Source organism: Actinoplanes sp. NPDC004185 (genome assembly GCF_053603475.1).
Map to the genome: position 1 here is coordinate 100,321 of NZ_JBSGFR010000004.1, position 12,214 is coordinate 112,534.

The window sequence follows — 12,214 nt, forward strand, 5'->3', positions numbered from 1 at the left end:
CGAGGGGGAGGGCGACGAACCGACGTGAGCAACACCTTTCAAGTCGACCTGCGGGGCATCGTCGACCTGCTCAGCCATCATCTCTATGCCAGCCCGCGGGTCTACGTGCGCGAGCTCTTGCAGAACGCGGTCGACGCGATCACCGCGCTGCGGCCGGACGCGGCCGGTGACACCCCGCGGATCAGCATCGAGTCCGCCGGCACGACCGGTGACGGCACCCTGCGCATCGCCGACAACGGCATCGGTCTCACCGAGGCGCAGGTGCACGAGCTGCTGGCCACCATCGGGCGCAGCTCCAAGCGCGACGAGCTCGGCTTCGCCCGGCACGAGTTCCTCGGCCAGTTCGGCATCGGCCTGCTGTCCTGCTTCCTCGTCGCCGACGAGATCCGCGTGCACACCCGCCATGCCGACGCGCCGCCGGTGCTGTGGACGGGGTACGCCGACGGTCGCTACGACGTACGGCCCGGGCCGGAGCGGGAGCCCGGCACGTCGGTGACCCTGATCCCGCGCCGCGGTTCCGAGATGTTCCTGGCCGGCCCCACGGTCACCCAGCTCGCCACCCTCTACGGCTCGCTGCTGCCGGTCGGCGTGACGGTGGACGGCACCACCGTCACCGTCGGCGAGGTCCCCTGGGCCGCCGGTCGCCGGGCCGCGATCTCGTACGCGGAACGCACCCTCGGCTTCACCCCCTTCGACGTGATCGAGCTCGACGTCCCCGAGGCCGGGCTCACCGGCGCCGCGTTCGTGCTGCCCACCCCGGTCAACCCGGCCACCCGCGGCGGTCACCGGGTCTACCTCAAGCGCATGCTGCTGGCCGAGGCCGTCGAGGGCCTGCTGCCGGAGTGGGCCTTCTTCGCCCGCTGCGTGGTCGACAGCACCGAGCTGCGCCCGACCGCCAGCCGCGAGGCCCTCTACGACGACAGTCTGCTGGTCGCCACCCGCGAGGCCATCGCCGACCAGCTGCGGGGCTGGCTGGTCCGGCTCGCGTCGACCGACCCGCGCCGGCTGGCCGAGTTCCTGCGCATCCACCACCTCGGGGTCAAGGCGCTCGCCCTGCACGACGACGAGATGCTGCGCCTGGTCGAGCAGTGGTGGCCGATGGAGACCAACACCGGCCAGATGACTCTGGCCGAGTTCCGCAGCCGGCACGGCCTCATCCGGTACGCGGCCACGACCGACGAGTTCCGCCAGCTCGCCGCCGTCGCCGCCGCCCAGGACGTGGGGCTGATCAACGGTGGCTACACCTACGACGCCGAGATCGTCGAGCGGTTGCCGCAGCTCGACCGGGCCATCAAGGTCGAGCGGCTGGAGCCGACCGACCTGGCGACCCGCTTCGACGCCCTGGACGCCGCCACCGAGCTTCGGCTGCGCCCGTTCCTGTCGGCCGCCCAGCGCCGGCTCGACCGGCTCGGCTGCGAGGTGGTCGTGCGCACCTTCGAGCCGGCCAACCTGCCCGCGCTCTTCCTGGTCAGCCGGGCGGCGCACTTCCACGAGGAGTTCACCGCCACCCGGGAGAAGGCCGACGAGCTGTGGGGCGGTGTGCTCGATGCGCTCGCCGACAGCGACCCGCCGGACCGCCCGCAGCTGGTCCTGAACCACCGCAACCCGCTGGTCCGCCGGGTGACCGCGATCGGGGACGCCGACCTGACGGCGCTGGCCGTCGAGGCTCTGTACGGCCAGGCGCTGCTGCTCGGCTACCACCCGATCCGGCCCGCGGACGCGGCCCTGCTCAACACGTCGTTCCTCGGCCTGCTGGGTCGGGCGGTCCCGGGGGAGGCGCAGTGAGCCGGTCCGCCGAGGAGCTGTGGGGGCTGCTCCAGGAGGCCCACCGGATGCCGTACGGGGCCGCGCAGATCGCCGTCATCGAGCAGGTGATCCGGCACGCCGACGCGCTCGGCGACCGTGAGCTGGGCTATCAGGCGCGCATCCTGGCCACGACGGCGTACACGTACGGCGGTGAGGTGGCGAAGTCGTTCGTCACCTTCTCCTGGTGCCTGAGCGACTTCGACCGCGACCCGGCGCCCTTCCACGCCCGCACCGAGCAGGACCTGCTGTGGCACTTCAAATACATGGTGTCGGCGCTGACCAAGTTCCCCGAGGTGCCGCTGGCCCGCACCTACGCCGTGCTGGACGACATGGAACGCCGTTACCTGGAGGCCGGCCACAGCCTGCAGGCGGTCCACAAGCATCGGTACGTGGTGGCCCGGCACGTCGGCCTGGAGGACGAGGCCGACCGGCTCTACGAGCGGTGGAACACCACGCCCCGCGACGATCTCTCCGACTGTGCCGGCTGTGACCCGTCGGCGCAGGTCACCTATCTCTCCAGCCGGGGCCGCGACGAGGAGGCGGTGGCTCTGGCCGAGCCGGTGCTGGCCGGGCGGCTGAGCTGCACCGAGCAGCCGCAGACCATCCTCAGCGGCCTGATGGTGCCCTATCTGCGCACCGGCCGGCTGGAGGAGGCGGCCGACGCTCACCGCCGGTCGTACAGATTGATGCGCGGCAACCTCGCCGATCTGTGGGAGATCGGTGACCACATCGCGTTCTGTGCGCGGACCGGCAACGAGAACCGTGGGCTGGAGATCCTGCAACGGCACATCGACTGGCTGGAGCGGGCGCCGTCGCCGGCCGCGGGCATGAATTTCGCCGCGTCGTCGGCTCTGTTGCTGCGCCGGCTCGTCGCCCTGGGCCACGGCAAGACGATCGTGCACCGCCGGGACAAGGACGACGTCACCGCCGAGGATCTCGCCGAGGAGCTGGCGGCGTTCGCCACCGCTCTGTCGCTGCGTTTCGACGCGCGTAACGGCACCACGGCGCAGAGCCGGCTGATCGCCGCGGAGATCGCCGCGCAGCCCTACGACGTGGTCCTGCCGTTGTCGGCGTCGGCCCGGCGACGTCCGGCTCCGGCACTGCAGCCGTTGCCCAAGCTTGCCGAGCCGGTCGACATCCCGGCCGACGCGGACGCCGACACGCTGCTCGGCCTGGCCGAGGAGCACGAGCTGCAGGACCGCGACGACGAGGCCGACGCGGTCCTGGCCGTGTACGACGCCAAGTTCGGCAAAGGCGAGGATGTGGTGGCCTCGGCCGACGGTGATCCCGCGGTGATGCAGCGCGCGGCCCGCCGGGCGATGTTGCTCGGCAGCCAGCTGTGGCGCGCCGACGACCAGGACGGCACGGGGGTTGTGTGGCGCCGGGCGATCGACCTGTTCACCGCGGCCGGCTCGGAGGGCGACGCCTCGGTGGCCCGGGGCCGGCTCGGCGTCTCGGTGGCGCTGGCCGGTCGGGCCGACGAGGGCCGGGCGCTGATCGAGCCGGACACCGCCTATCAGGAGGAGCACGGTGACGCCCGGCAGCGGGCGGCCGCCTGGTCCCGGCTGGCGTTGATCAATCTGGTCCAGGACCGCCCCGAGGAGGCCAACGAGGCGCACGACCGGTCGGAGCTGGCCGCCGCCGAGACCGACGATCCCCGCCTGCGGGCCTTCTATCTGGCCCGGCGCGCTTCGAACCGGGCCGCCGCCGGCCGTCACGAGGAGGCCCTGGCGGCCGCGGCCGAGGCGCGCGCCTACTTCCAGGAGCACGGTCCGGCGCTGCGGCTGGCCGACGCGGCCGCCCTGTTCGGCCAGCTCACCAATGATCCGGAGGAGGCCGCTGCGGCGTTCGGTGAGGTCCTGGCCGCGGGCGAGCCGGCCGCCGCGCTCACCGCGCGGCTCGGCCGGGGCCGGGCCCTGGTCCACCTCGACCGGCTCGGTGAGGCGATCGACGATCTGGTCGAGGCGGTCGCGCTCTGCGCCGAGCAGGACCTGGACGAGGGCGGGGCGTTCATCCGGCAGGAGCTGGCGGACGCATACCGGCAGGCCGGGAGGATCGTGGAGGCGGCCGAGGTCGCCGAGGAGGCGCTCGCGGGGCTCGAACGGCTCGGCCACGACGAGGCCGCCGACAACACCCGGTTCCTGCTGGCCGGGCTCTATCGCCAGCTCGGTGACAACACCGGCTCGCTCGCGCTCTACGAGGAGCTGGTCGGGCGGCTGGCCGACAATCCGGCCGGTCGTGGTCAGATCCGGGAGAACGCCGGGGATCTGTTGTTCCGGCTGGACCGGGACGCCGAGGCCGCGGAGTGGTTCGGTGCCGGGGCCGAGGATCTGCGGGTGGCCGGCGATCCGCTCGGTGAGCTGCGGTTGCTGCGCCGCCGGGTGATGGCCCTGCACTGGGCGGACGACGTGGCCGCGGCCGAGGAGACGTTCCGGCTGGCCGAGCGCAAGCACGTCGGCCTGCCCGCCGAGGTGGGCGATGAGCCGGGCGCGGTGTGGGAGCGGGCGATGCTGGGGTTCGAGATGGCCCGGCTGCTGCTGGCCCGGGGCCGCGCGGCCGAGGCTGTGCCGTACGTCACCGGTGCGCCGGAGCGGCTGCGCGAGGTGGGCTCGGCCGGCGAGGCCGACCAGGTCGCGACGCTGCTGGGGGAGGCACTGCTGCGCGCCGGACACCCGCAGCAGGCCGAGGATCTGCTCTGGCCGGTGCTCGGTGAGATGGCCCAGGATGCGCCGCAGCGGCAGGTCACGGCCCGGGTGCTGGCCGAGGCGCTGGAGGCCGGGGGCAACCTCGAGCAGGCCGCGCGGCTGCGTCGCACCGAAGGAGTGGAGGAGGACTAATCGGCTGAACGGCCGTTAAGGCCTCGGCTTGACAGCGGGTTAGAGTTGCCAGGTGACGGTAGATCAGCAGCAGCGTCCGGGCCCGCCGGCCCCCCGCCGGCGCTCGCGCCGGGACGAGATCCTCGAGATCGCGGTCGGCCTCTTCGCCGCACGCGGATATCACGGTGTCTCAATGGATGACATCGGCTCCGCCGCCGGCGTGACCGGCCCGGCCCTCTATCACCACTTCGCCGGTAAAGAGGCCATGCTGGTGGCCGCGCTGATCCCGGTCAGCGAGGGCCTGCTGCACGGCGGCAAGGAACGCGTCGGCCGGCACCCCCAGGACGCGCACGCCGCCCTCACCGACCTGATCGAGTTCCACGTGGAGTTCGCGCTGGCCAATCCCGCGGTCATCGCCCTGCACCTGCACGAGCTCGACCGCCTCCCCGAGGAGCCGCGCCGGCAGATCCGCCGCCTGCAGCGCCTGTACGTCGAGGAGTGGGTCACCGTGCTGGCCACGCTGCGCCCCGAGCTGGAGCCGGGGGAGGCCCGGGTGCTGGCCCACTCCGCGTTCGGCCTGATGAACTCGACGCCGTTCCTCGGCGGTGAGGTCGACCGCCGCCGCCGGGCCGTGCTGCTGCGCGAGGCGACGGTGCACGCCCTCATCGGCCGCTGACTAGACGGGTCGCGGACAGCCCGGCACTGCGAGTGGCCGGCCGCCGAGACGGCCGGGAAGCACGAGGGAAAAGAGCGAGATGATCGAGTCGCTGCTCATCGCCAACCGGGGCGAGATCGCCCGCCGGATCATCCGGACCGCCCGGCGGCTGGGGATCCGGTCGATCGCGGTCCATTCGGAGGCGGACGCGGGGATGCCGTTCGTCGTCGAGGCGGACGAGGCGGTATGCGTGGGACCGGCCAACCCGGCCCAGAGCTACCGCAACACCGAGGCGATCCTGGAGGCCGCCAAGTCGACAGGGGCGCAGGCCGTGCATCCCGGCTACGGCTTCCTGAGCGAGAACGCCGAGTTCGCCCGTACGGTCGAGGCCAACGGCCTGGTGTGGGTCGGCCCCTCGGCCGACGCGATCACCGCGATGGGCGACAAGATCAACGCTCGCAACCTGATGGCGGACGCCGGGGTGCCGGTCGCGCCCGGCACCCATGACCCGGCCGCGACCGTCGAGGCGGCGATCGAGGCCGCGACGACCATCGGCTATCCGGTGATGGTCAAGGCCGCCGCGGGCGGTGGCGGCATGGGCATGGCGGTCGCCGAGGACGAGGACGGCCTGCGCACCGAGTACGACAAGGTCCGCGCGTTCGCCGAGCGGATGTTCGGTGACGGCTCGGTGCTGATCGAGCGCTACTTCCCCCGGGTGCGCCACGTCGAGGTGCAGATCCTGGGCCTGGCCGACGGCCGGGTGGTGGCCCTGAGCGAGCGGGAGTGCTCGGTGCAGCGCCGCAACCAGAAGCTGGTCGAGGAGGCGCCCTCTCCGGCCGTGTCACCGGAGCTGCGCGCACGTTTCCTGGCTGCCGCGGTCAAGGCGGGCGAGGCGGTGGGTTACCGCAACGCCGGCACCGTCGAATGCCTGCTCGACCCCACCACCGGCGAGTTCTTCTTCCTGGAGATGAACACCCGGCTGCAGGTCGAGCACCCGATCACCGAGCTGATCCACGGCATCGACCTGGTCGAGGAGCAGCTGCGGATCGCGTCCGGGGCGGCGCCGACCTTCGATCCGGCGACCATCCACGCCACCACCGGCCACGCGATCGAGCTGCGGATCAACGCGGAGGACCCGAAGCGGTTCCTGCCCGGCCCGGGCCAGGTCACGACCTGGGTGGAGCCCACCGGTGACGGCGTGCGCGTCGACGCCGGCTACGGCCCGGGGACGACCGTCACGCCGTTCTACGACTCGCTGATGGCCAAGCTGATCGTGCTGGGCACCGACCGGGCGGACGCGCTGGCCAAGGCGCGGGCCGCGGTGGCCGGGTTCGAGATCGCCGGCCCCAAGCACAACCTGCCGTTCTTCGCCGAGCTGCTGGAGCACGACGAGTTCCTGTCCGGTGACTACGACACCGGCATCGTCGCCCGGATGCGCCCGGCCAAGGTCAAGAAGGGGTAGCGCTGATGGACACCGTCTCGATCCGCGAGGTCGCTCCGCGCGACGGCCTGCAGAACGAGGAGCCGATCCCGACCGGCAACAAGGTCCGGCTGATCGACGCCCTCTCCGGCACCGGCGTGCGCCGGATCGAGGCGGTGTCCTTCGTGCACCCGAAGGCCATCCCGCAGATGGCCGACGCCGACGAGGTGTGGGCGCAAGCCTGGCACAACCCCGACGTCCGATACTCCGCGCTGATCCCCAACACCCGGGGCGCCGAGCGGGCGATCGCCGCCGGGTTCCGGGAGATCGAGGTGGTGGTGTCGGCCAGCGACACCCACAACCGGCGCAACCTGAACCGCTCGACCGACGAGTCGCTCGACGACATCACCGGCCTCATCCCGCTGATCCACGCGGCCGGCGCCAAGCTCGAGGTCATCGTGGCCACCAGTTTCGGCTGCCCCTTCGAGGGCGACATCGACCCCGAGCGGGTCGCGTCCATCGTGGAGCGGGTCCGCGCCGACGGCGCCGACCGCATCGCGTTCGGCGACACGACCGGCATGGCGACTCCGCGCCGGGTCCGTGACCTGCTCACCGAGGTACGCCCGGACCTGCTGCACTTCCACAACACCAGGGGTACGGGGCTGGCCAACGTGCTGACCGCTCTGGAGCTGGGCGTCACCGAGTTCGACGCGAGCGTGGGCGGGATCGGCGGCTGCCCGTACGCGCCGGGCGCCTCGGGCAACATCGCCACCGAGGAGCTCGTGCACATGCTCGAGGACATGGGAATCCGTACCGGAATCGACCTGGACAAGCTGATCGCGGTGGCGGAACTCGCCGAGGACCTGCTGGGTCGCACACTCCCGTCGGGTGTTCTTCGGGCCGGGCCGCGCACCAGATTGGTCTGATCCGGATTCTCTTTACCGTTCTTTCGCTTCCGGTGCGACGCGATCAATTTTCCGGAATGCCTGCGTGACCCTCGCTGTGCCGCTTCGTTACCAATACCGAGTGGCCGATATCGCCCTGTTCCTTCGGGCGGGCAGTCGGCCCAGGAGGAGTCACGAGCCGACGAACAGGGGCAGGACAATGACGGGACGGGTGGTCGAGCGCGATGCGCGTACGGCGTACCGCTCCGCGTCGGTCCGGCCCGCCGGTGTCTCCGCGCTCATGCCGCCCCACAGCCAGGGGGCGGAGCGGCGCAAGGAGCACCGCGCAGGACGCACCGGATCCCGGTGGGGCCTGCGTGCACTGGTCGTCGGCGGTCTGGCCGGCGCGGCCTGGCTGCTCACCGGCGCTGCCGCGCACGCCGCGGACCGTGATCCGGCGGGTGAGGGACTGTCCCTCGGCTCGTCGCTGATCGGTTCTGTGGTGCACGGCGAGAGCCACAGCGTCCCGGTGGTGGACCGGGTCCTCAAGGCGGCCGTCAAGCCGCTGGATTCCGATCACCACCGACGTCTCGCCGCCGCGGTGGCGCTCCCGGGCCTCATGGGAACGCCGGCCCCGGCCACGAAGAGCAGCAACGACGCGGATCCCTTCCTGGGCGGGGTCGACAGCGTCGTCCGGGAGTTGACCGCCCCACTTCGCCTTTCCGGTGAAGCGGTGGACACCCGGAAACTCGTCCCGGTCACCGATGTCCGGGAGCCCGAGCCGCCGCGGGCGGGGAGTGCGCCGGCGCTGCCGGTGCGGCACTCCGCGACGCGGGTGAGCGGCTCCGAGGTCTCGGGGACCGACGTCTCCGAGGTGGACGCCGAACCGTCCGATGAGGACCTGATCGGTGCCGGCGAGATCGTCGCCGACCAGGTCAGCAAGGTCGGCGAGGTCGTGGACAGGGACGAGGAGGTACCGGCGGCCGAGCGTCAGCCCGACCGGCGGGACCAGGTGGGAAAGACCGTCGCCCGGCAGCACACCTTCGCTGCCGACCGGCACCGGGCCGCCGCCACGGCGGCCGAGCCGGAGACGGTCAGCGACACACCCGGCGGTGACGGACCCGCGCCTCTGCGGGTTCACCTCGGGGCAGCGAACGGCGTTCCGGCCTCCGGGCCGTCAACTGCGACGGAGGGCGGCTCTGCGGCCTTCCTTCCGGCCAAGGTCGCGGACAGCACGGTGGCGTGCCACCGGCTGCCCATCGCGGCCGATGTCGAGGTCCGGCGCCATGACGCCGAGGCACCGACCGTCTCACCTGACTAGTACCGGCACCGGCCGGCATCTCCGTCAACCGCGGTACGTCAGCGGATGCGGTGTGCCCGCACCACGGGCCTGATTCCCCAACCGCTTGCGAACAGGCGGCGAATCACCTCGGGGCCCAGCTGACGGTACGCCACCGCTCTGCAATGCGTCACCCGTAATGGGCGCACGTCGACAGGCGGGGTCAGGGCAGTCCATGAAAAACGCTCGTGGCACCGCTGCGCCCGAAAGCACCGATCAATTGAATACGCGTCTCACCATTTTCTGACAATTCTGAAAGGCATCTTCTTTCCATGAAGACTTGGGTTCGTAAGACTCTCAGCGTCGGTGTCCTGGCGGCCGGCGCCCTGCTGTTCGCCCCCGGCGCAGCGCAGGCCGACGTCTCGCAGGACAGCTCCGGCAACGTCGGCATCCTCAACGGCACGCAGGTGTTCGCCCCGATCGCCGTGCCGCTGAACGTGGTCGGCAACTCGATCGGCGTGGCCGGCGAGGCCAACTCGGCCGGCTCGGGCATCAACTTCGTCGAGAGCGGCCAGCACCGCAAGCGTGGTGGCAAGAACGGCCGTCACGTCTCGCAGAACACCTCGGGCAACTTCGGCATCGCCAACGGGACCCAGGCGTACCTGCCGATCTCCGTGCCGGTGAACGTGGTCGGCAACTCCGCCGCCGTGCTGGGCCTGGCCAACGCTTCCGGCGCCGGTGTGAACCACGTCGAGAGCACCAAGGTCGAGCACGGCAAGGGTGGCCGGGGCGGCCGCGGCGCCGACCAGAACTCCTCCGGCAACTTCGGGGTTCTGAACGGCACGCAGGTCTACGCGCCGATCGACGTCCCGATCAACCTGTGCGGCAACGCGCTCAGCATCCTGGGCCTGGCCCAGTCGCAGGCGGCGTGCGTCAACAATGTCGGTGGCGGCCACCGCCGCGAGTCCACCTCGCAGGACACCTCGGGCAACTACGGCGTGCTGAACGGCACCCAGGTCTACGCCCCGATCTCCGCGCCGCTGAACATCGCCGGCAACTCGATCGGTGTCGCCGGCGAGGCCAACTCGGCCGCCGTCGCGAAGAACGAGTCGGCCCGTGGCCACGACTTCTCGCAGGACTCGTCCCGCAACGTGGGCATCCTGAACGGCACGCAGCTCGCGGCGCCGATCAGCATCCCGATCAACGTCTGCGGCAACTCGCTCGCCGTCCTCGGCCTGGCGAACTCGGCGGCGGCGTGCGCCAACGACGTCGACGTCGACGGTGACCGCGGTCACGGCCACGGCCACAACGGCAACGGCGGCGACAACGGCCACGGCCACGGCCACAACGGCAACGGTGGCGACAACGGCGACAAGGACGACGACGACTACGTGGCCGGCGACGGTGACGACAAGGGCAACGGCTACGGCGACAAGGACGACGACGACGTCGCGGGCGACGGCGGCAGCAAGGGCGACAACTACGGCAAGCCGGCTCGCAAGAGCACCCAGGAGGCGGGCGCCGTGGACGGCCTCACCCAGAACCTGAGCAACGCGGGTGGCCTGAACGTCGGTGGCCTCAGCGTCCTCGACACCCTCGGCAAGTAAGTAGTTGCGATGAGGCCCGGGTCACGCCGGTCCCGGGCGTGACCCGAGCGACGCCCCTGGGCGTCGGGCAGTAAACCGGCGCTCCTCCACAGCGCCGGTCGCACGAAACGGACGGGAGTCCCCGCTACCTGCGGGGGCTCCCGTTCGGCGTGTCTGGTCTCCGTCCCCGGAATGCGTTAGCCTAACGATCGTTCAGGGACGAACGAAGGGGATCAGGTGGCACTCGATGAGGACGCGCTCGCACAGGCGCGCAAGCGGGCGATGGCCGGCGGCGCCGAGCGCTATCACGCCGCCAACGCCGCCAAGGGCAAGCTCTTCGCCCGCGAGCGGATCGCGCTGCTCGTCGATGACGGCTCCTTCGTCGAGGACGGGCTCTACGCCAACAGCCTGGCTGACGGACTGCCCGCAGACGGGGTGATCACCGGAAACGCCCGGATCGGCGGGCGCGAGGTGTGCGTGATGGCCAACGACTCGACCGTCAAGGCCGGCTCCTGGGGCGCTCGTACGGTCGAGAAGATCATCCGGATCATCGAGCGGGCGTACGAGTACGGCGTACCCATGGTCTATCTGGTCGATTCCGCGGGCGCGCGGATCACCGACCAGGTCGACCTGTTCCCCGGCCCGCGCGGGGCCGGCAAGATCTTCCACACCCAGGTCCGGGCCTCCGGCTCGATCCCGCAGGTCTGCGCCCTGTTCGGCCCCTCGGCCGCGGGCGGGGCCTACATCCCGGCCTTCTGTGACGTGGTCGCGATGGTCGAGGGCAACGCGAGCATGTATCTCGGCTCCGACCGGATGGTCGAGATGGTCACCGGGGAGAAGACGACGCTCGAGGCGATGGGCGGCGCCCGGGTGCACTGCGCCGAGTCCGGGGTCGGGCACTTCCTCTGCAAGACCGAGCAGGACGCGCTCGACGTGGTCCGCTCGTATCTTTCCTATCTGCCGGCGAACTGGACGCAGCAGCCGCCGGTGGCCGAGGCGCAGGAGCCCGCGGCGGTCGACCTCGCCGCGCTGGTCCCGGTCAGCGAGCGCCAGGCCTTCGACATGCGCCGGTACGTGAAGGGCATCGTCGACAAGGGTTCCTTCTTCGAGATCCACGCGCTGTGGGCCCGGGAGCTGACAGTCGGCTTCGCCCGGCTCGACGGCCAGGTCATCGGCGTGGTCGGCAACAACTCGATGTTCAAGGGCGGCGTGCTGTTCGTCGACTCGGCCGACAAGGCCAGCCGTTTCGTCCAGCTCTGCGACGCCTTCAACGTGCCGCTGCTGTTCCTGTCGGACGTGCCCGGCTTCATGGTCGGCAGCGCGGTCGAGAAGCAGGGCATCATCCGGCACGGCGCCAAGATGATCAGTGCGATCTCCGAGGCCACCGTGCCCAAGATCTGCGTCGTGGTGCGCAAGGCCTACGGCGCGGGCCTGTACGCGATGGCCGGTCCCGGCTTCGACCCGGAGGCGACCATCGCCCTGCCCACCGCCAAGATCGCGGTGATGGGCGCGGAGGCGGCCGTGAACGCCGTCTACGCCAACAAGATCGCGGCGTTGCCCGAGGACGAGCGGGCGGCCTTCGTGGCCGAGCGCCGGGCCGAGTACGAGCGCGACATCGACATCCTGCGGCTGGCCAGCGAGCTGGTCATCGACACCATCGTGGAGCCCGCCGACCTGCGCGGCGAGCTCGTCCGCCGGTTCGCCGCCGCGCGCGGCAAGGACCGCGGATTCTCCCGGCGCCGGCACGGCGTCACCCCGGTCTAGAAAG

8 protein-coding genes are annotated in these 12,214 nt (G+C 71.4%); all 8 read left to right on the forward strand.

Annotated elements, in window-relative coordinates:
- Positions 1-24: 24 nt before the first annotated feature.
- Positions 25-1,785 (forward strand): HSP90 family protein, encoded by a 1,761-nt coding sequence (locus ACWEOZ_RS05715; protein ID WP_451909582.1) that lies wholly within the window; start codon positions 25-27, stop codon positions 1,783-1,785.
- Complete coding sequence (locus ACWEOZ_RS05720) at positions 1,782-4,643, forward strand: tetratricopeptide repeat protein (RefSeq protein WP_451909583.1); 2,862 nt, start codon at positions 1,782-1,784, stop codon at positions 4,641-4,643. The genes ACWEOZ_RS05715 and ACWEOZ_RS05720 overlap by 4 nt, the downstream gene beginning before the upstream one ends.
- A gap of 52 nt (positions 4,644-4,695) precedes the next feature.
- Positions 4,696-5,298, forward strand: coding sequence for a TetR/AcrR family transcriptional regulator (locus tag ACWEOZ_RS05725; RefSeq protein WP_451909584.1), 603 nt, complete (start codon positions 4,696-4,698; stop codon positions 5,296-5,298).
- A gap of 79 nt (positions 5,299-5,377) precedes the next feature.
- On the forward strand, positions 5,378-6,739 hold the full coding sequence (locus ACWEOZ_RS05730) for an acetyl-CoA carboxylase biotin carboxylase subunit (RefSeq protein ID WP_451909585.1): 1,362 nt from the start codon (positions 5,378-5,380) through the stop codon (positions 6,737-6,739).
- Positions 6,740-6,744: 5 nt separating this feature from the next.
- Positions 6,745-7,623, forward strand: coding sequence for a hydroxymethylglutaryl-CoA lyase (locus ACWEOZ_RS05735; protein WP_451909586.1), 879 nt, complete (start codon positions 6,745-6,747; stop codon positions 7,621-7,623).
- 178 nt (positions 7,624-7,801) lie between these two features.
- Complete coding sequence (locus ACWEOZ_RS05740) at positions 7,802-8,902, forward strand: hypothetical protein (RefSeq protein ID WP_451909587.1); 1,101 nt, start codon at positions 7,802-7,804, stop codon at positions 8,900-8,902.
- 290 nt (positions 8,903-9,192) lie between these two features.
- Positions 9,193-10,467 (forward strand): chaplin family protein, encoded by a 1,275-nt coding sequence (locus tag ACWEOZ_RS05745; protein ID WP_451909588.1) that lies wholly within the window; start codon positions 9,193-9,195, stop codon positions 10,465-10,467.
- Between the two features lie 216 nt (positions 10,468-10,683).
- Positions 10,684-12,210, forward strand: coding sequence for an acyl-CoA carboxylase subunit beta (locus ACWEOZ_RS05750; RefSeq protein ID WP_451909589.1), 1,527 nt, complete (start codon positions 10,684-10,686; stop codon positions 12,208-12,210).
- The last annotated feature ends 4 nt before the right edge of the window (positions 12,211-12,214 follow it).